Here is a 19,926-nt window from a genome sequence, read left to right as displayed (position 1 = left end):
AAGGACGGTCATTGACCGCTGAACATGTTCACACCCGGAAAATACTGGTCTTGCAGCCGAGCGTAGGTACCCTCGGCGTGCAGTGCCGCGAGGCCCTTATCCAGCAGGGCTTTCAGGGCATGATTGCCCTTGGCGATGCCGATGGCGCTTTTGGAGGGCATCAATGCACTTTCGATCGGCGGCCCGAGGACGAACCCCGCACCCTGGGCTGTGCGCATAAATCCGCTTTGCGCTTGCTGTGCATCCTGCAATGAGGCTTGCAGCCGCCCTGCCACGAGATCGGCATACACCTGTTCCTGATCGGCATAAGCCACGATCTTTATGCCCTGCCCGGCGAGCACTTGGCGGGCATAGACTTCCTGGGTACTGCCTTGCAGATAGCCAACAGCCGTACCCTTGGCCAGCTCAGCGCCGGGGCGGAGCACCATGGCGGTGGGGCTGGAAAATACCTCCGAGGAGAAATCAATCACCTTTTCTCGTGCGGCGGTGACCGTCACTGAGGCGAGGATGGCGTCGATCTTGCCGGCATTCAGACTGGGAATCAGCCCGTCAAAATCACTTTCAACCCATTGGCAGCGAACACGCAACTGAGTGCAGAGGGCGTTACCGATATCAACTTCGAACCCCGTCAACGTGCCTTTGTTATCTTTATAGGCAAAAGGCGCGTAATTGGGATCAACACCAAAACGGATGCCGGCATAGTCATTGGCAAACAGTGGGGTGTTTAATAAAAGAACAGCGAATAACATCAGGATTGTTTTTTTCATTATTGTATTCCTCGTTATTAAATAAACAGCGAGACTGACTACACCTCGATAAGCGGAATCTCTCGCCGGACCAATAAAGAATCAACGGGTGCATCAAACTCCCGTGCCATTCGATGCCCCGAATACACCGCCGCAGCAATCGTGCCGGGCGCCACGCAATCGCCGATCAACGTCAGCGTGCCGATCCCGGCCGCGCGCACCTGTTCGGGTGCGCTGTTCAACGCCTGATACAACGCCTGCTCGGGTTCGCGTGAGGTGACCAACAGCAAGGAAGCGGCGGGAATGAAGCGTGTCCGCTCGGTGTAGACGCACCCTGCGACAAGGCCTTCAGGCATACACCTGACCAACGTATGGGACGGGACGATCGTGACGTTCAGCTCCAGCAGGCGGCGCTGGATGCGGTGTTGCTCAAGGGTTTTGTGGGTCCAGGCCGCCACATCCGACGCCGGGGTGACGAATATCACTTGCACGCCCCGCGCCACCAGGTGCTCAGCCAATACGCTGCCCATGTAATAGTGATCGTCATCGAACAGCAGCACTGGTGACGCCGGCAGGACACCGGCCATCAAATCATCCGGCGTGATGACGGGCAGGCTTTCCAGGCCCGGTAACGGGCGACGCAGGGCTCGTCCCAACCCGTCCCGCCGCCAGCGGGAGCCGGTGGCGATAAATACATGCTCTGCGGCGAAGTCCAGGATGTCCTGGGCCTGCAATCGACTCTCCCGATAAATCTCAACCGACGCCAGGCGACTCAAGGCGTCCAACCGATAGTCGATTACCCGCCCCCAGCTCGCCAACCCTGGAAGCCGGGACTCCAGCGCCACCCGTCCGCCAAGGGTGCGCAAGCTGTCCACCAGCGCCACCTCCATACCCCGAACGCCCAGCATCCGCGCGCACTCCAGCCCTGCGGGCCCTGCGCCGACCACCAGCGCCCGCCCAGGGTGATGCGCACGATTGACCGACTCGGGGTGCCAACCGCGCCGCCACTCCTCGCCCATGGTCGGATTTTGCGTGCAGCGCAACGGCGTGCTGGTGTGGTCGCCACTGACACAGACATTGCAGCCAATGCATTCGCGAATCTCATCCGCTCGACCCTCTTCAATCTTCTTCGGCAAGAACGGGTCAGCAATCGAAGGGCGGGCCGCGCCAATCAAGTCCAGGACGCCACGGCGGACCAGCGAGACCATGGTGTCTGGCGAGGTGAACCGCCCGACGCCCACCACCGGCTTGCGGGTCAGAGCCTTCAGCCCCGACAGGAGGGTCTCTTGATAACCTTCCGAGGCAAAGCGCGCCGTTACACTGTCGTTGGACCAATCGGCGACGTTGACGTCCCACAAATCCGGCAAGTCCGCCAGCATCGAGAATATTTCAGCGCCCTCTCCATCGCGAGACAGGCCGTCGACCCTCTGCTCGTCTACCGCCAGGCGCACCGCCACGGCACACCGATCACCCACCGCATCGCGGGTGTCTTCAATCAACTCGCGCAACAGCCGCACGCGGTTTTCCAGCACACCGCCATACTCATCAGTACGGCGGTTGTTGCGTGGCGTGAGGAAATGGAACGGCACGCCGAGGTCATGCCCGGCATAGACATAGATGATGTCAAACCCCGCGTCGCGCGCCCGCAGTGCGGCGGCACGGTGCATGGCGCGCAGTTGCTGGATATCGGCACGACTCATGGCCCGGGCCTGTACCGGGTCATAACCACGCACCGGCGTATTGGAGGGCGCCCAGGGAATCTCACGACTGTAGCGGTTGGGGGCCGAGTAACCATTGAATGCCAACTCTACGCCGGCCAGTGACCCGTGCTGGTGGACGGCCTCACACATTCGCGCGAGCGCCGGGATGTCGCGTTCATCCCACAAGCGCGCCTCTATGTAGGGAGAGAACTCGCTCAGCGGGCTGATCTCACATTCTTCAGTGCAGACTACGCCCCACCCACCTTCGGCTTTTATCCCGCGCATGCGTGCCATGGCGGAAGGATGCACATGGCCCATGCCATTGCAGTGGGGAACTTGATAAAAGCGGTTACGGGTGCGAACCGGGCCTATTTGTACCGGCTCAAACAAAATGTCATAACGAGGATCGCGCACAGGGCTACTCCCGAACAGATAAGTCCGTTGATGACTGCGTCATAAGAAATTCGGTGTTAACTAATGCCAGGCGATAAAACGCTAATACCCTTGTATTCCAGGGCAGAGCCTTTTTGATGGAGAGTTAATTAAAAAAGTGGAACTCACGTCCCATTGAAACAGGCTTTTTATTATTGATGTATTCATGGCGCCCTCTCTGCATAAACAAAATCTGCTGTTTTTTAAACAGAATGTCCATGCACGAGAGGCAAGAATCAGAAATACCCTACAAAATAGTTGAACGTCACTTCTCAGGCATCGGCATCGGAAACGGCATGACATTGCTCATGCCCCGGGCCTCGCTGATTTTCGGCGTGCCCAGGCGCTCGACTTCGTCGATGCGCACGATCGAATGCATCGGCACAAAACTGCGCACCACGCCTTCGAACTGAGCCTTGAGTTTTTCCTCGCCCGGGTCGACGACCAGCTGCGTGCGCTCGCCAAAGACGAACTCTTCCACTTCCAGGAAGCCCCACAGATCACTTTGATAGATCTGCTTGGCGTACATTTCGAACACCTGGCCCTGGTTAAGGAAAATCACCTTGTAGATTGGAGCTTCACGTTTGGTCATGGTGGGCGGGTAACACATCGGGGGATTTAAAAGAGGGCGCGAACTATAGCATGGCGTCCGATGCACAGTGCTAGGAACCTATCGGCATGCCCCCTATAATGCGCGGTTCTTTACCACCAGTTGACGATCCCCATGGCCAAGAAGCTTTACATCGAAACCCACGGTTGCCAGATGAACGAGTACGACAGCTCGCGCATGGTCGATCTGCTGGGTGAACATCAGGCCCTGGAAGTCACCGCTCGCGCTGAAGACGCCGACGTGATCCTGCTCAATACCTGCTCGATCCGCGAGCGGGCCCAGGACCGGGTCTACTCGCAGCTGGGCCGCTGGCGTGAACTGAAACTGGCCAACCCGGACATGGTGATCGCCGTCGGCGGTTGCGTGGCCAGCCAGGAAGGCGCCGCCATTCGTGACCGCGCACCGTACGTCGACGTGGTCTTCGGCCCGCAGACCCTGCACCGCCTGCCGGAAATGATCGACGCCGCGCGCATCACCAAGCTGCCGCAGGTCGACGTCTCGTTCCCGGAAATCGAAAAATTCGACCATTTGCCCGAGCCGCGCATCGACGGCCCAAGCGCTTATGTGTCGGTAATGGAAGGCTGCAGCAAGTACTGCACCTTCTGCGTGGTGCCATACACCCGCGGCGAAGAAGTCAGCCGCCCGTTCGACGACGTGCTGGCAGAGATCATTCACCTGGCCGAGAACGGCGTGCGTGAAGTGACCCTGCTGGGGCAGAACGTCAACGGCTACCGTGGCCAGACCCACGACGGGCGCCTGGCGGACCTCGCGGAGTTGATCCGCGTAGTGGCTGCCGTCGACGGGATCGAACGGATTCGCTACACCACCTCGCACCCGCTGGAGTTCTCCGACAGCCTGATCCAGGCCCACGCCGAAGTGCCGGAGCTGGTCAAGCACCTGCACTTGCCGGTGCAATCGGGCTCGGACCGCATTCTCTCGGCGATGAAGCGCAACCACACCGCCCTGGAATACAAATCCAAATTGCGCAAATTGCGTGCGGCGGTGCCGGGGATCTGCATCAGCTCGGACTTTATCGTCGGCTTCCCAGGGGAAACCGAGAAAGATTTCCAGCAGACCATGAAGTTGATCGAAGACGTCGGCTTCGACTTCTCCTACTCCTTCGTCTACAGCCAGCGCCCGGGCACCCCCGCGGCAGACCTGCTCGACGAAACCCCGGAAGCGTTGAAGAAGGAGCGTTTGAACGCCCTGCAACATCGCCTCAACCAGCAGGGTTTCGAGATCAGCCGACAGATGGTGGGCTCGACCCAGCGCATCCTGGTGACCGACTACTCGAAAAAAGACCCTGGCGAATTGCAGGGCCGGACCGAGAACAACCGGATCGTCAACTTCCGCTGTGATAATCCGACGCTGATCGGGCAGTTCGCCGACGTGCACATCGACGCGGCACAACCGCACTCGCTGCGCGGTTCGCTGGTGTAACAATAATTCGGCCACCGGGAACCAATGTGGGAGCGGGCTTGCTCGCGAAGGCGGTGTATCAGGCAACGAACAGGCTGACTGCCCCATCGCATTCGCGAGCAAGCCCGCTCCCACATTAGAACGGTACCAGCTTCGGGCTATATAAGTGCTTTCGCACGCAGCCTGCTGGCGTTATCCTTGATTTCATCTTAATTGCCCCAGGGCGGCTAAAAACGACCTTGAACGCACCCATAGAACCACATCGTTTTCTCCTCGAGCCCTTTGAGGCTCGCCGTTTCGCCAATCTGTGCGGACAGTTCGACGAGCACCTGCGCCTGATCGAACAACGCCTGAGCATCGAGATCCGCAACCGCGGCAATCAATTCGAGCTGATTGGTGAACCCCAGCACACCACCTCGGCAGAAAACCTTCTGCGCCGCCTCTACCGGGAAACCAAAGGTAGCGAGCTGTCGCCGGAAACGGTGCACCTGTACCTGCAGGAATCCGCCGTGGAGGACCTGGCCAATAACCCGGTAGCCGAAGCCAGCGTCGCGTTGCGCACCAAGAAAGGCATGATTCGCCCTCGCGGCTTGAACCAGCAGCGCTACGTCAAAGAGATCCTGGGCAACGACATCAACTTCGGCATCGGCCCTGCCGGTACCGGCAAGACCTACCTGGCCGTGGCCTGCGCGGTCGATGCCCTGGAGCGCGAGCAGGTGCGACGCATCCTGCTGGTGCGTCCGGCGGTGGAAGCCGGCGAGAAGCTGGGCTTTTTGCCCGGCGACCTGGCCCAGAAGATCGACCCGTACCTGCGCCCGCTCTACGACGCGCTCTACGAGATGCTCGGCTTCGAATACGTGGCCAAGCTGATCGAGCGCCAGGTGATCGAGATCGCCCCGCTGGCCTACATGCGTGGCCGTACGCTGAACAACAGCTTCATCATTCTCGACGAAAGCCAGAACACCACCGTTGAGCAGATGAAGATGTTCCTGACCCGGATCGGTTTCGGCTCCACCGCCGTGATCACCGGCGACGTCACCCAGGTCGACCTGCCCAAAGGCACCAAGTCGGGCCTGGCCCAGGTGATCGACGTACTCAAGGACGTGCCGGGGATCAGCTTCACGCACTTCATGCCCAAAGACGTGGTACGTCACCCGTTGGTGCAGCGCATTGTCGAAGCCTACGAGCGCTTCGAACACCGCGACGACCAACCGGCCAAGGACACTCGCCGCGATGCTTGAGCTTGACCTGCAGCTGGCCACCGAAGCGCCCGCCCCCAGCGAAGAACAGTTCCGCCAGTGGTGCACCCTGGCCCTGCGCCAGCGCACCGCCGACTCGGAGCTGACCATTCGCCTGGTGGACGAGCCCGAAGGCCGTGAACTGAATCACACCTGGCGACAAAAAGACTACGCGACCAACGTGCTGTCGTTTCCCGCCGACGTACCCGATGAGCTGCTGGATATCCCGTTGCTGGGCGACCTGGTGATCTGCGTCGAAGTGGTCGAGCGTGAAGCAAAGGAACAGGGCAAGGAACTTGAGGCCCATTGGGCCCATCTAGTCATCCACGGCTGCTTGCATCTCTTGGGTTACGACCATATAGACGATGACGAAGCCGAAGAAATGGAAGCACTGGAACGAACGTTGCTTGCAGAACTGGGTCATCGTGACCCGTATGCAGACGACGAAATTGCAACTACACCTAACTGAAACAATAAAGGATTTAGAGTAATCGCTATGAGCGAAGACCGATCGAGCAACGGGCAAAAGTCATGGCTGGGGAAACTCACCCAGGCCTTTGCCCACGAGCCGAAAAACCGCCAGGAGCTGCTGGAGCTGCTGCGCGAGGCGCATCAGAACAAGTTGCTGGACAGTGAAGCGCTGGCCATCGTCGAAGGCGCCATCCAGGTAGCGGACCTGCAAGTACGGGACATCATGGTTCCGCGCTCGCAGATGGTCAGCATCAAGGCGACCCAGACCCCTCGGGAATTCCTCCCGGCCGTGATCGACTCGGCGCACTCGCGCTACCCGGTGATCGGCGAAAGCCATGACGACGTCATGGGCGTCCTGCTGGCCAAGGACCTGCTGCCGCTGATCCTCAAGGAGAACGGCGACAGCTTCAACATCAAGGACCTGCTGCGTCCTGCCACCTTCGTCCCTGAATCCAAGCGCCTGAATGTGCTGTTGCGCGAATTTCGTGCGAACCACAATCACATGGCCATCGTGATTGACGAGTACGGCGGTGTGGCCGGCCTCGTGACCATCGAAGACGTGCTGGAACAGATCGTCGGTGACATCGAAGACGAACACGATGTGGAAGAAGACAGCTACATCAAGCCGCTGCCCAGCGGTGATTTCCTGGTCAAGGCCCTGACGCCGATCGAGAACTTCAACGAGTTCTTCGACAGCGAATTCTCCGACGATGAATTCGACACGGTTGGCGGCCTGGTGATGAGTGCGTTCGGGCACCTGCCCAAGCGTAACGAGACCACGGAAATCGGTGCCTATCGCTTCCGCATCCTGAATGCCGACAGCCGCCGTATTCACTTGATCCGTTTGACACCTATTGCCCGCTAAGGACTGACATGCGCCGTATGATTGCACCCGGCTGGCCCGGTAACTTGCTGGCCGTGGTGGCCGGCGCCATCACCACCCTGGCGCTGGCGCCGTTCGACCTCTGGCCGTTTGCGCTGGTGGCGGCCGGGTTCTTTTATGCGGGATTGCGTGAACTGACACCGCGCCAGGCCTTGTGGCGCGGCTGGTGTTTCGGTTTCGGCCTGTTTGGCGCCGGTACCAGCTGGATCTACTACAGCATTCACCACTTCGGCGGCGCTTCGGTGCTGCTGGCGGGCATGCTGATGCTGGCGTTTACGGCGGCCATTGCCTGGTTCTTTGCCCTGCCCGCCTGGCTGTGGGCGCGCTGGCTGCGACGCAACGAAGCGTCACTGGCCGATGCCCTGGCCTTCGCGGCCTTGTGGGTTGGCCAGGAAGCGTTTCGCGGCTGGTTCCTCACCGGTTTTCCATGGCTCTATTCCGGTTACAGCCAGCTCGACGGTCCTCTCACCGGCCTCGCGCCGCTGGGCGGGATGTGGCTGATATCCTTTTCCCTGGCGCTGACCGCCGCACTGATCTGCAACCTGCCGCGTCTGCTGGCGGCTAAGCGCAACCTGTTCATCGGTGCCGGCTTGCTGTTGTTGGTGGCGCCATGGGCCATCGGCCTGGCACTCAAGCATCATGCATGGACCACCCCCGCCGGCGCGCCGCTGACGGTGGCGGCTATCCAGGGCAACGTCGAACAAAGCATGAAGTGGGACCCCGAGCAGCTCAATGCGCAGCTCGCGCTGTACCGCGACATGAGCTTCAGCTCCAAGCCTGTCGACCTGCTGGTATGGCCGGAAACCGCCGTGCCGGTGCTCAAGGAATCCGTGGAGGGTTACCTGGGCATGATGGGCAAGTTCGCCGCTGACCGGCACACTGCGCTGATCACCGGTGTACCGATCCGCCAGGAAGTGCATCACCACAAGCGCTTCTTCAACGGCATCACGGTGGTGGGCGAAGGCGACGGCACCTACCTGAAGCAGAAGCTGGTGCCGTTTGGCGAGTACGTGCCGCTGCAGGACATGTTGCGCGGCTTGATCGCGTTCTTTGACCTGCCGATGTCGGACTTCGCCCGCGGGCCGTCAGACCAGGCACTGCTGCAAGCCAAGGGCTATCAGATTGCGCCGTTCATTTGCTATGAAGTGGTGTACCCGGAGTTCGCCGCCGGCCTATCGGCCCGCAGCGATTTGTTGCTGACCATCAGCAACGACACCTGGTTCGGCCGCTCCATCGGCCCGCTGCAACATTTGCAGATGGCCCAGATGCGCGCCCTGGAAGCCGGTCGCTGGATGATCCGCGCCACCAACAACGGCGTCACTGGCCTGATCAACCCGTACGGGCAGATCACCGTGCAGATCCCGCAGTTTGAACGCGGGATTCTCTACGGCGAGGTCGTGCCGATGCACAACCTCACCCCATACCTGGAATGGCGTTCGTGGCCGTTGATCATCCTGTGCCTTGGCCTGTTTGGCTGGGCGCTGTTAGCGGGCCGGATGTCCAAAACGGTTTAACAGAAATACTCGGACGACAATGTGGGAGCGGGCTTGCTCGCGAATGCGATCTGTCAGTTAAAGCACCAGTGACTGACACACTGTATTCGCGAGCAAGCCCGCTGCCACATTTGCCCGGCGGTATTACCTGTAAAACATCCGGTAACCCACCTGCCCCACCGCTTCATTCAGCAACTGCCCGCTCTGCCATACCGACTTGAACTCCGGCATCCAGCCCCCCAATGGCCGGGCATTGTCCAAACCAAGAAACCCCACTGGCGCCGGAACAACCGTGAACCCGGCCTTTTCGAAGCTCCAGCGCGAGCGCGGCATATGCCAGGCCTGAGTCACGACCACCACACGCTTGACTCCCTGCGGCAGCAGAATCTCGGCACTCATCTGCGCGTTTTCCCACGTGGTACGGCTGCGCTCTTCCTTCCAGCGCACGCTCACGCCAAAGTCATCCTGCATCGACACCGCCATCAACTCCGCCTCGCTGGGCGGTGTGCCGTAGTGCAAGCCGCCGGTGGTCAGCACCGGCAAGCCCGAAGCCTTGGCCAGGCGGGCTGCATAGCGCTGGCGCTCAAGGCCGATACCCGTCGGCTGATCGGAGCCCCACGCCGGATCCCCGCGCTCACGCCCCGAGCCCAACACCACGATGGCATCAGCCCGCTGCGCCAGGGTCGCCCATTCATCACGGGCCAGAGGCGGCTCGGTCTCCAGGGCCTTTGCGCCCCATTGAACCGCCACCGGCAGGCTCATCAGCAACATCCCGCCAAACCCCAGGGCAAAGCACACGGCCGCCAGCCGCGGTCGGCTGCGACGAAACCACCAGGCAAGGGCCAGCAACAGCAACAGGATGCCGGGCGGCAACAACAATTGTTTAATGAAATAGCGAATAGGCATCGGGCATCTCCAAAGATGCCCGAAGCCTAAGGTGTAACGGGGTTAAGCGACAATCTTTACAGGAACAGACGCTGAGAAGGCTACAGATCACTAACGCGGTACTTCACTTGAAACGCACGGACCGGAGTTTTTCCGGGCTGCGACCGGCCGAAAAATCCTTGAGCCATACCACCTTGGCCGATCGCGAAAACTCCTGGGCTGGCGGGGAGGCCATGCCATGGGACGCGCGATGCTCATTCAACTCCAGATACACCCTGATCACGTCCAGCTCTGCCTGGCTCAAGCCACGCAGTTCCAACTCCAGAGGCCGTTCATCACACAATCGGCCTGCGGTTTTTGCTGCATCCAGTGCTCGACCCAAACGGTCGATCAGTCCTTCGTACACCTGCGGTTTCGTTAAAGTTCGCTGCGAATCAACCATCCCTCACCTCATTGAAGATAAGACTCACTCCCCACTAAACAGCGTAGTCCTGCTTGCCCTGCCTGCCTGGCGCCGCGACCAACGGCCTCGGCGGCGCAATCAGGGTTTCCCTCGATAGAGTGGGGTCATGTATGCTACGGCGCTTCCTGTAACTCCACTTCCCGCAGGGTTTGGGCACGGACGCGCCGCTTTTTGGTGTCGATCAACCTGAACGTTGCACCGAAGAGGATTAGGCCACCCCTATTCAGTTCAAAAGTAGCCATGCACGAACAATATCAGCCCCGTGAAATAGAAAATGCCGCCCAGTCGTTCTGGGATGAGCAAAAGTCCTTTGAAGTCAGTGAACAGCCAGGCAAGGAGACTTTCTATTGCCTATCGATGTTCCCTTACCCCAGCGGCAAGCTACACATGGGGCATGTGCGCAACTACACCATCGGCGACGTCATCTCCCGCTACCAGCGCATGCTGGGCAAGAACGTCCTGCAACCCATGGGTTGGGACGCCTTCGGCATGCCGGCGGAAAACGCCGCGATGAAGAACAACGTAGCGCCCGCCAAGTGGACCTACGAAAACATCGCCTACATGAAGACCCAGCTGCGCAGCCTGGGCCTGGCGGTGGACTGGTCCCGCGAGGTGACCACCTGCAAGCCTGATTACTACCGCTGGGAACAATGGCTGTTCACTCGCCTGTTCGAAAAAGGCGTGATCTACAAGAAGAGCGGCACCGTGAACTGGGACCCGGTGGACCAGACCGTACTGGCCAACGAACAAGTGATCGACGGCCGCGGCTGGCGTTCCGGCGCGCTGATCGAAAAGCGCGAAATCCCGATGTACTACTTCAAGATCACCGCCTATGCGGATGAACTCCTGTCGAGCCTCGACGATTTGCCGGGCTGGCCCGAGCAGGTCAAGACCATGCAACGCAACTGGATCGGCAAGTCCCGTGGCATGGAAGTGCAGTTCCCCTACAACGTCGACTCCATCGGCGCAGAAGGTGTATTGAAAGTCTTCACCACCCGTCCGGACACCCTGATGGGCGCGACCTACGTCGCCGTGGCCGCCGAACACCCGCTGGCCACCCAGGCTGCACAGAACAACCCTGAGCTGCAGGCGTTCATCGCCGAATGCAAGGGCGGCAGCGTCGCCGAAGCCGACGTCGCCACCCAGGAGAAAAAAGGCCTGCCGACCTCGTTGTTCGTCGAGCACCCATTGACCGGCGAGAAGCTGCCGGTGTGGGTCGCCAACTACGTGCTGATGCACTACGGTGATGGCGCAGTAATGGCTGTGCCGGCCCACGACGAGCGCGATTTCGAATTCGCCGTCAAGTACAACCTGCCGATCAAGTCCGTGGTGCGCACCAGTTCGGGCGACACCAACCCGGCTCCGTGGCAGGACGCGTACAACGAACACGGCACACTGATCAATTCCGGCGAGTTCGACGGCCTGGATTTCGAAGGCGCCTTCGACGCCATCGAAGTCGCGCTGATCAAGAAAAACCTCGGTGCCTCGCGCACCCAGTTCCGCCTGCGTGACTGGGGCATCAGCCGCCAGCGCTACTGGGGCTGCCCGATCCCGATCATCCACTGCGAAACCTGCGGTGACGTGCCGGTACCGGAAGACCAACTGCCGGTCGTATTGCCCGAAGACGTGGTGCCGGACGGTGCTGGCTCGCCATTGGCGCGCATGCCCGAATTCTACGAGTGCACCTGCCCGAACTGCGGTGCCCCGGCCAAACGCGAAACCGACACCATGGACACCTTCGTGGAGTCTTCGTGGTACTACGCCCGCTACGCCTCGCCGCACTATGAAGGCGGCCTGGTGGAAAAATCCGCGGCCGACCATTGGCTGCCGGTAGACCAGTACATCGGCGGTATCGAACACGCCATCCTTCACCTGCTGTACGCGCGCTTCTTCCACAAGCTGATGCGTGACGAAGGCCTGGTGAGTTCCGACGAGCCGTTCAAGAACCTGCTGACCCAGGGCATGGTGATTGCCGAGACTTATTACCGCCGCGAAGCCAATGGCGCCTACACCTGGTTCAACCCGGCAGATGTCGAGCTGGAGCGTGACAGCAAGGCCAAGGTGATCAGCGCCAAGCTGAAATCCGACGGCCTGCCGGTGGAAATCGGCGGCACCGAGAAGATGGCCAAGTCGAAGAACAACGGCGTCGACCCACAGTCGATGATCGACCAGTTCGGCGCGGACACCTGCCGCCTGTTCATGATGTTCGCCTCGCCGCCTGACATGAGCGCGGAATGGTCGGACTCCGGCGTCGAAGGTTCGCATCGCTTCCTCAAGCGCGTCTGGCGCCTGGCGCACGCCCATGTCAGCCAAGGCTTGCCGGGCAAGCTGGACGTGGCGGCCCTGAGCGATGAGCAAAAAGTCATTCGCCGCAGCACCCACCTGGCCATCAAGCACGCCAGCCAGGACGTGGGCCAGCACCACAAATTCAACACCGCCATCGCCCAGGTGATGACGCTGATGAACGTGCTGGAGAAAGCGCCGCAGGCCACCGAACAGGACCGCGCACTGGTACAGGAAGGCCTGGAAACGGTCACCCTGCTGCTGGCGCCGATCACGCCACACATCAGCCACGAACTGTGGAACCAGTTGGGCCACAGCGGTGCCGTCATCGATGCCGGCTGGCCGGTACAGGATGACAGCGCCCTGGTACAGGACACGCTGCAACTGGTGATTCAGGTCAACGGCAAGCTGCGTGGCCAGATCGACATGCCGGCCAGCGCCAGCCGTGAAGACGTCGAAGCCGCCGCCCGTATCAATGAGAACGTGCTGCGCTTCACCGAAGGCCTGACGATCCGCAAAGTGATCGTGGTGCCCGGCAAACTGGTCAATATCGTCGCTAGCTAATCGGATCGGGCGCCGAGGGAATAACCCTGGCGCCGAACAAAACCTCCAGGGCCTCGATAAGGCCCACATGGTTTCAAGGGGAGCATCAAAATGATCAAACGCAATCTGCTGGTTATGGGCCTTGCCGTGCTGCTGAGCGCTTGCGGCTTCCAGCTGCGCGGCACCGGCACCACCGAACTGGCGATCAAGGAACTGGACGTCACCGCCCGCAACTCCTACGGCGAGACCGTGCAACAGCTGCGCCAGGTCCTGGAAAACAGTGGCGTCAAAGTCTATTCAGGCGCGGCTTACAAACTGAACCTGGTGGATGAAAAAGAAGAGCAGCGCAGCCTCAGCTACGCCAGCGCCGGGCGTGCTTCGGACATTGAGCTGAGCACCACGCTCTTCTTCGAAATCCAGGGCCATGACCACCTGCCGCTGATGGGCGACAAGATCCAGATACAGAAAGTCGTGAGCCACGACGGCAACAACCTGGTGGGTTCGGACTCCGAAACCATCCAGGTGCGCAAGGAAATGCGTCGTGAACTGGTGCAGCGCATGGTCCTGCGCCTGCAACTGATCACGCCGGAGCAACTGGATAAGCTGCAGCAAACCGCGGATGCCAAGGCCAAGGCAGATGCAGATGCGCTGAAAGCGGCGCAAGAGTATGAAGACAGCCAACCTAAACAGTCGCCTGTCGAAGTTCCTGTCGAGTAAGCCAGACGGGGCGCCCCAGGCGCCCCGTTCGCCCTGCCTATGAAACTCGCCCCCGCCCAACTCGCCAAGCACCTGCAAGGCAGCCTTGCGCCCGTCTACATCGTCAGCGGTGATGACCCGCTGCTGTGCCAGGAGGCTGCGGACGCAATTCGCACCGCAGCCCGCCAACAGGGCTTCGATGAACGCCAGGTATTCAGCGCCGACGCCAGTTTCGACTGGGGTACGCTGCTGCAAGCCGGGGCGAGCATGTCGCTGTTCGCCGAAAAACGCCTGCTGGAACTGCGCCTGCCTTCGGGCAAGCCCGGCGACAAAGGCGCGGCGGCGTTGATGGAATACTGCGCACGCCCTGCCGAAGACACGCTGCTGCTGATCAGCCTGCCCAAGCTCGATGGCAGTGCGCAGAAAACCAAGTGGGGCAAGGCGCTGGTGGAAGGTGGCCAGACTCAGTTCATACAGATCTGGCCGGTGGACAGCAGCCAACTGCCGCAGTGGATTCGTCAGCGCCTGTCGCAATCCGGGCTGAGTGCCAGCCAGGATGCGGTGGAGCTGATCGCGGCGCGGGTGGAAGGCAACCTGTTGGCCGCCGCCCAGGAAATCGAAAAGCTCAAGCTGATGGCCGAGGGTGGCCAGATCACCGTCGAAACCGTACAAGGCGCCGTGGCGGACAGCGCGCGCTTTGACGTATTTGGCCTGGTGGATGCGATCCTCAACGGCGAACCCGCCCACGCCCTGCGCATGCTCGAAGGGCTGCGCGGCGAAGGCGTCGAGCCGCCGGTGATTCTCTGGGCCCTGGCGCGAGAATTACGGCTGCTGGCCAATATTGCCCTGCAGTACAGCCAGGGCATCCCACTGGACAAGGCCTTCAGCCAGGCGCGGCCACCGGTATGGGACAAGCGCAAACCACTGATCAGCAAAGCCCTGCAACGGCACTCGGCGCAACGCTGGGCGCAATTGCTGCTGGAAGCCCAACGCATTGACGCGCAGATCAAGGGGCAGGCGGCTGGATCGCCGTGGATGAGCCTGAGTCGTTTGTCACTTTTGATGTCAGGACAGCGCTTGGCGCTGCCTGCTGAATAGTCCTACGTATCGCTGGGCTGGACAGAATCCAAACTTCGGCAGATGATTCGCACCGCATCATCAACCTGCCAGAGAGTACCCATCATGAGCAAAAAGCCATCCAAGCATGGCCCCAACAAGGCCAAATCCATCATCGCCCAGCCGTTGTTCCGCAGTCGCCAGGAACGAGCCGGCAAAGGCAAAGGCAGCTACCGCCGCGAAGCCTTCCAGTCTAATAGCTGGGAGGCTTCTTACTTTCTGGCTGCCTGAAGGCAAGCGCCCCTCCGGCATGATAAGGTCTGTACCTGATTCGTATTCCCTGGACCTGTGCATGCCCTCTAGTCTTTCCCGTCGTTGGCACCTTCGCCAACTGATCGCTGCCTCCAGCCTCATTCTGTTAGTCGCCTGCGCGGAAAAACCCACCGCTGCCGATGCCCAACCCCTGCCCCCGCTCCAGACTGCACCGGTAGCTGCGCCTGCCGTCGTTGCGCCACTGGTGGCAGACAATCTTGATATCCAGCCGACCCAGACCTTTGCCGAATGGCAGGCGGGGTTTCGCGTGGAAGCCTTGAAGGCCGGTATCACGCCGCAAGTTTTCGACACGGCCTTTGCCAATGTCGTACCCGACATGGCGGTGATCCGCGCCGACCGCAGCCAGCCGGAGTTCTCCCGGCCGGTATGGGAATACCTCGATGGCGCGCTGTCGCCGCTGCGGGTGCGCAATGGCCAGTCGCTGCTGGTGAAGTACGCCGACATTCTGCAACGCATTGAGGACCGTTACGGCGTCGACCGCCAGGCGCTGGTCTCGGTGTGGGGCATGGAGAGTAACTTCGGCCAGTTCCAGGGCAACAACTCGGTGATCCGCTCACTGGCTACCCTGGCCTATGAAGGCCGTCGCCCGGCCTTCGCCCAGGCGCAGCTGCTGGCGGCGCTGCAAATCATCCAGCATGGCGATATCGCCGCCGACCAGATGAAAGGCTCCTGGGCCGGGGCCATGGGCCAGACCCAGTTCATCCCGACCACCTATAACACCCACGCCGTAGACTTCGACGGTGACGGCCGCCGCGATATCTGGAACAGCCCGGCCGACGCCCTCGCCTCCACCGCGCACTACCTGCAAAGCTCCGGCTGGCAGGAAGGCCAGCCCTGGGGCTTCGAGGTGCAGCAACTGCCGTTGAATTTTGATTACGCCCTGGCCGATGGCAGCGTACGCAAGACCGTTGGCGAGTGGCTGAAACTGGGAATCCAGGTGCCGCCGGGCGCCAGCGTGCCGGCCAACGTCGACCAGCTTTCCGCCGCCCTGTTGCTGCCGGCCGGCTATCGTGGCCCGGCGTTCCTGGTGCTGGATAACTTCCGCGCGATCCTCAAGTACAACAACTCGTCGTCCTACGCGTTGGCAGTTGGCTTGTTGTCGGAACGCTTCGGGGGCGGTGGCTTGATTCGTGGGAGCTGGCCGAAAGATGAGCTGCCGTTGACTCGCTCGCAGCGAATTGACTTGCAGACGGTGCTCAGTGCCAATGGTTACGACGCAGGCAACCCGGACGGGATCATCGGTGCGAATACCCGCAAGGCGATTCGTGCCGCGCAGCAGTCCCTGGGCTGGCCGGCGGATGGGTATCCGACGGTGAAGTTGCTGGAGTCGCTGCAAAGCCGATAGATCGGCGTATGGCTGCTACCGCATTCGCGAGCAAGCCCGCTCCCACATTTTGACCGTGCACTTCCTGAAGGAACGCGATCGAAATGTGGGAGCGGGCTTGCTCGCGAAGAGGCCTTTATCGGCGCTACAAAGTTCAGGCCTTAAACACCACATCCTGTTCCAACACCAACCGCCTCTCCCCCGCATCCAGCCGCACCCTGGCGCCCAACGGCAAGGTCAGGTTCGGGTTGCAGTGCCCGCTGCGCCAGCCGGACAGCACAGGAATGCACAACGGCTCGAAGGTCTGCTTCAGCAAGCGCTCAAGCGCAAGGCTATCAACCCCAGCCACATCCCCCACCACCACGCCCGCCACCTGGGCCAGCTTGCCCGCCAGGCGCAAATGGGTGAGCAACCGGTCAATGCGGTACAACGGCTCGTTCACATCTTCGATAAACAGAATGATGCCCTCGGCATCAATCTCGTAAGCCGTGCCCATCACTGCTGCGATCATCGATAGATTGCCGCCCAGCAGCCGCCCACAGGCGATGCCTGGCTCGACGGTGGTCAGCGGGTAGGCCACAGGGTGAGCCAGCTGGCTACCGGCTTTCACTTGCCCACGCAGCATGCTGAACAGCGACGACTCGGTAGGCTGTTGCTTTTCACCTAACAGGTCAGCGTTGAACATCGGACCATGGAAGGTGACGAAACCGGCATACCGGTTGATCGCCAGGTGCAGGGCGGTGATATCGCTGTAGCCTACGAATGGCTTGGGGTTGGCCCGGAGCAGGTCAAAGTCCAGGCGGTCCAGCAGGCGTGGCGTGCCGTAGCCGCCGCGCAGGCAGAAAATCGCGTCGATGGTCGAATCGGCGAACGCCGCGTGCAGGTCATCAAGGCGTACCTCATCACTGCCGGCCAGATAGCCATCACGCTGGCTCACGCCCGGAAAGATCCGCAGTGTGTAGCCCCGGGCGCGCATCCATTGCGTGGCCGTGTCGATATCCAGCTCGGCCGGCCCGGCAGGGGCAATCAGCCCGATCACGCCTTCGGCGCGCAGCGCAGGTACCGCACAAGTGGTCAATTGAGTCGTCATCCATGGTTCTCCTCGTGTGGATTGCCCAAGGCACTCTAAACAGCAATGGTTGCAAACAGAAGAGGAAGAGTCAGTAGCAAATGTGGGAGCGGGCCTGGGTGGGAGCGGGCTTGCTCGCGAAGACGGTCAGTCAGTCACCGGACAGGTCAACTGATCCAACGCATTCGCGAGCAAGCCCGCTCCCACTCAAGCCGGCTCCCACATGGGTCCTGCAGTGTCCGGCGTTCCGCGTATCAGGACACCAGGCTGGCCTTGACCAGTTTCGCCTGCTCGTCGGCGTGGTACGAGGAACGTACCAGCGGGCCGGAAGCGACGTTCTTGAAGCCCATCTTGTAGCCTTCTTCGGCAAACCAGGCGAACACATCCGGGTGCACGAAGCGCTGTACCGGCAAGTGGCTGCGGGACGGCTGCAGGTACTGGCCAAGGGTCAGCATGTCGATGTCGTGTTCGCGCATGCGCTTCATGACTTCGATGACTTCTTCGTCGGTTTCGCCCAGGCCCAGCATCAGGCCGGATTTGGTCGGAATATGCGGCATCATCTGCTTGAATTTCTGCAGCAGGGTCAGCGACCACTGGTAGTCCGAACCCGGACGCGCAGCCTTGTAAAGGCGCGGTACGGTTTCCAGGTTGTGGTTGAACACGTCAGGCGGCTCGGCGGCGGTGATTTCCAGCGCCACGTCCATACGGCCACGGTAGTCCGGCACCAGGGTCTCGAGCATCACGTTCGGCGACAGCTTGCGGATCTCGCGGATGCAGTCGGCAAAGTGCTGGGCACCGCCGTCACGCAGGTCGTCGCGGTCTACCGAAGTAATCACGACATACTTGAGTTTCAGGTCGGCGATGGCGATGGCCAGGCTTTCCGGCTCGTTGACGTCCAGTGGCTTCGGCCGGCCGTGGCCAACGTCGCAGAACGGGCAACGACGGGTGCAGATGTCACCCATGATCATGAAGGTCGCGGTGCCACCGGAGAAGCACTCGCCCAGGTTCGGGCAGGACGCCTCTTCGCACACGCTGTGCAGCTTGTGTTTGCGCAGCAGGGCCTTGATGCGGTCGACTTCCGGCGAAACCGGGATACGCACGCGAATCCAGTCAGGCTTTTTCGGCAGTTCGGTGGTCGGAATGATCTTCACCGGGATGCGTGCAACCTTCTCGGCGCCGCGCAGCTTGACGCCGGCTTCTACCTTGGCACGCGGGGCCGGACGCTCGGTAACATCCAGCGTCGGGATCATGGTTTGCACTGCATCAGTAGTCATAATCAGTCGATTCCGCCCGTTAGGGTCGTCTGCTCAGCATAGTCGAGGTGTTTGACGAGCTGCGCGCGCAGCCGGGCACTTACCTCGGCAAATTCTAGTGGTGTTGCGTGATCGCTCAACTGGGTCATCGCCAAACCGGCGTAGCCGCAGGGATTGATCCGTCGAAACGGCGCCAGGTCCATGTCCACATTCAAGGCCAGGCCATGAAAGGAACAACCGTGGCGAATCCGCAAGCCCAGGGAGGCGATTTTCGCGCCATCAACATAAACCCCCGGTGCATCCGGCTTGGCCGCGGCGGTCACACCGTAGCTGGCCAGCAGCTCGATCAGGCATGACTCCATGCGACTGACCAGCTCACGTACGCCAAAACCCAGCCTGCGCACGTCCAGCAACAGATAAGCCACCAATTGACCTGGGCCATGGTAAGTCACCTGCCCGCCGCGGTCGACCTGCACCACCGGGATTTCTCCCGGCAGCAGCAAATGCTCGGCCTTGCCGGCCTGGCCCTGGGTGAAAACCGGCGGGTGCTCCACCAGCCAGATTTCATCCGGGGCTTCGGTGCCGCGCTCGTTGGTGAACCGCTGCATGGCGTGCCACACCGGTTCGTAAGCCATTTGGCCGAGCTCGCGAAAGCCCAGGGTCTGTGACATCACAACACCATGTGCACGAAGCCGGTAGCCCGCAGTTCGCTGTTGATGTTGTAGAGCTGGTCCTGGTCAGTCGCCACGATGTGCAACTGAATAGTGGTGTACTTGCCGTTGGTGCTTTGACGCTCATCCACACGGTCATGGTTGATCGTTGCGTGTTTCTTGACGATCTCGATGATCTTGTCCTTGTTGCCCACGCCCGTATCGCTGATCACCTTGACGGGATAGTCCACGTTTGGGAATTCGATCTTTGGCGCCTTTACTTCGGTATCGGTCATGGCGTAACGGCCTCGTAAGCGTAAGCCGTGGCGACGGGCATAACCCCGCGCCGGATCAGCGCGGGGTCATGCAGGTGCACACT

General features: G+C 60.9%; 19 protein-coding genes. 10 read left to right on the top strand and 9 right to left on the bottom strand.

Translation table 11 applies throughout. From position 1 onward, the window contains the following. Window positions 1-8: 8 nt before the first annotated feature. From HX801_RS02465 to HX801_RS02455, 3 genes are all read right to left on the bottom strand, one after another. Window positions 9-767: a transporter substrate-binding domain-containing protein gene (locus HX801_RS02465; RefSeq protein WP_177021493.1), complete on the bottom strand. Its 759-nt coding sequence runs from the start codon at window positions 765-767 to the stop codon at window positions 9-11. 38 nt (window positions 768-805) lie between these two features. After that, window positions 806-2,860, bottom strand: a complete 2,055-nt coding sequence (locus HX801_RS02460; protein ID WP_177021492.1) for an FAD-dependent oxidoreductase — start codon at window positions 2,858-2,860, stop codon at window positions 806-808. A 283-nt stretch (window positions 2,861-3,143) separates the two neighbouring features. Further along, on the bottom strand, window positions 3,144-3,470 hold the full coding sequence (locus tag HX801_RS02455; protein ID WP_003215457.1) for a DUF1820 family protein: 327 nt from the start codon (window positions 3,468-3,470) through the stop codon (window positions 3,144-3,146). A 132-nt stretch (window positions 3,471-3,602) separates the two neighbouring features. On the opposite strand from HX801_RS02455, the gene miaB reads away from it, so the two are divergent. The 5 genes from miaB (at window position 3,603) to lnt (ending at window position 9,013) form a co-directional block, all read left to right on the top strand. Then, window positions 3,603-4,928 (top strand): tRNA (N6-isopentenyl adenosine(37)-C2)-methylthiotransferase MiaB, encoded by a 1,326-nt coding sequence (gene miaB, locus HX801_RS02450; RefSeq protein WP_102369960.1) that lies wholly within the window; start codon window positions 3,603-3,605, stop codon window positions 4,926-4,928. A 218-nt stretch (window positions 4,929-5,146) separates the two neighbouring features. Then, entirely contained in the window at window positions 5,147-6,148 is a 1,002-nt protein-coding gene (locus HX801_RS02445) for a PhoH family protein (protein ID WP_003215453.1), read from the top strand. Continuing rightward, on the top strand, window positions 6,141-6,614 hold the full coding sequence (gene ybeY, locus HX801_RS02440; RefSeq protein ID WP_003215452.1) for an rRNA maturation RNase YbeY: 474 nt from the start codon (window positions 6,141-6,143) through the stop codon (window positions 6,612-6,614). The genes HX801_RS02445 and ybeY overlap by 8 nt, the downstream gene beginning before the upstream one ends. 27 nt (window positions 6,615-6,641) lie before the next feature. Next, window positions 6,642-7,481 carry an HlyC/CorC family transporter gene (locus HX801_RS02435; RefSeq protein WP_003215451.1) on the top strand — a complete coding sequence of 280 codons (840 nt, stop codon included), beginning with the start codon at window positions 6,642-6,644 and terminating at the stop codon, window positions 7,479-7,481. An 8-nt stretch (window positions 7,482-7,489) separates the two neighbouring features. Next, window positions 7,490-9,013: an apolipoprotein N-acyltransferase gene (gene lnt, locus HX801_RS02430; protein ID WP_177021491.1), complete on the top strand. Its 1,524-nt coding sequence runs from the start codon at window positions 7,490-7,492 to the stop codon at window positions 9,011-9,013. A 123-nt stretch (window positions 9,014-9,136) separates the two neighbouring features. Here lnt and HX801_RS02425 read toward each other — a convergent pair whose 3' ends face one another. Beyond that, a complete protein-coding gene (locus HX801_RS02425) occupies window positions 9,137-9,898 on the bottom strand; it encodes a YdcF family protein (RefSeq protein ID WP_003215449.1) in 762 nt (253 codons plus the stop codon). 103 nt (window positions 9,899-10,001) lie between these two features. Beyond that, entirely contained in the window at window positions 10,002-10,319 is a 318-nt protein-coding gene (locus HX801_RS02420) for a hypothetical protein (RefSeq protein WP_008436575.1), read from the bottom strand. Window positions 10,320-10,580: 261 nt separating this feature from the next. On the opposite strand from HX801_RS02420, the gene leuS reads away from it, so the two are divergent. The 5 genes from leuS to HX801_RS02395 all read left to right on the top strand — a co-directional run bounded on the left by leuS (window position 10,581) and on the right by HX801_RS02395 (window position 16,596). Beyond that, entirely contained in the window at window positions 10,581-13,187 is a 2,607-nt protein-coding gene (gene leuS, locus HX801_RS02415; RefSeq protein ID WP_087694446.1) for a leucine--tRNA ligase, read from the top strand. 90 nt (window positions 13,188-13,277) lie between these two features. Beyond that, entirely contained in the window at window positions 13,278-13,883 is a 606-nt protein-coding gene (lptE, locus tag HX801_RS02410; protein WP_008436571.1) for an LPS assembly lipoprotein LptE, read from the top strand. Between the two features lie 39 nt (window positions 13,884-13,922). Then, window positions 13,923-14,960: a DNA polymerase III subunit delta gene (holA, locus tag HX801_RS02405; RefSeq protein ID WP_008436560.1), complete on the top strand. Its 1,038-nt coding sequence runs from the start codon at window positions 13,923-13,925 to the stop codon at window positions 14,958-14,960. Between the two features lie 84 nt (window positions 14,961-15,044). Continuing rightward, window positions 15,045-15,209: an alternative ribosome rescue factor ArfA gene (gene arfA, locus HX801_RS02400; RefSeq protein WP_003176285.1), complete on the top strand. Its 165-nt coding sequence runs from the start codon at window positions 15,045-15,047 to the stop codon at window positions 15,207-15,209. A gap of 61 nt (window positions 15,210-15,270) precedes the next feature. Then, window positions 15,271-16,596: a lytic murein transglycosylase gene (locus HX801_RS02395; RefSeq protein ID WP_177021490.1), complete on the top strand. Its 1,326-nt coding sequence runs from the start codon at window positions 15,271-15,273 to the stop codon at window positions 16,594-16,596. Window positions 16,597-16,729: 133 nt separating this feature from the next. Here HX801_RS02395 and HX801_RS02390 read toward each other — a convergent pair whose 3' ends face one another. The 4 genes from HX801_RS02390 to HX801_RS02375 form a co-directional block, all read right to left on the bottom strand. Next, window positions 16,730-17,665: an LD-carboxypeptidase gene (locus HX801_RS02390; protein ID WP_177021489.1), complete on the bottom strand. Its 936-nt coding sequence runs from the start codon at window positions 17,663-17,665 to the stop codon at window positions 16,730-16,732. Between the two features lie 233 nt (window positions 17,666-17,898). Beyond that, on the bottom strand, window positions 17,899-18,918 hold the full coding sequence (gene lipA, locus HX801_RS02385; RefSeq protein ID WP_003215441.1) for a lipoyl synthase: 1,020 nt from the start codon (window positions 18,916-18,918) through the stop codon (window positions 17,899-17,901). A 2-nt stretch (window positions 18,919-18,920) separates the two neighbouring features. Continuing rightward, window positions 18,921-19,568 (bottom strand): lipoyl(octanoyl) transferase LipB, encoded by a 648-nt coding sequence (gene lipB / locus HX801_RS02380; protein ID WP_003215439.1) that lies wholly within the window; start codon window positions 19,566-19,568, stop codon window positions 18,921-18,923. Further along, window positions 19,568-19,843, bottom strand: coding sequence for a DUF493 domain-containing protein (locus HX801_RS02375; RefSeq protein WP_003215438.1), 276 nt, complete (start codon window positions 19,841-19,843; stop codon window positions 19,568-19,570). The genes lipB and HX801_RS02375 overlap by 1 nt, the downstream gene beginning before the upstream one ends. Window positions 19,844-19,926: the final 83 nt, after the last annotated feature.

The sequence above is a fragment of the Pseudomonas sp. G1002 genome, from assembly GCF_013385455.1.
In the GTDB taxonomy this organism is placed as follows: domain Bacteria; phylum Pseudomonadota; class Gammaproteobacteria; order Pseudomonadales; family Pseudomonadaceae; genus Aquipseudomonas.
Note: the sequence above shows the minus strand (reverse complement) of the source record. Positions and strands in the feature narration are given on the sequence as shown.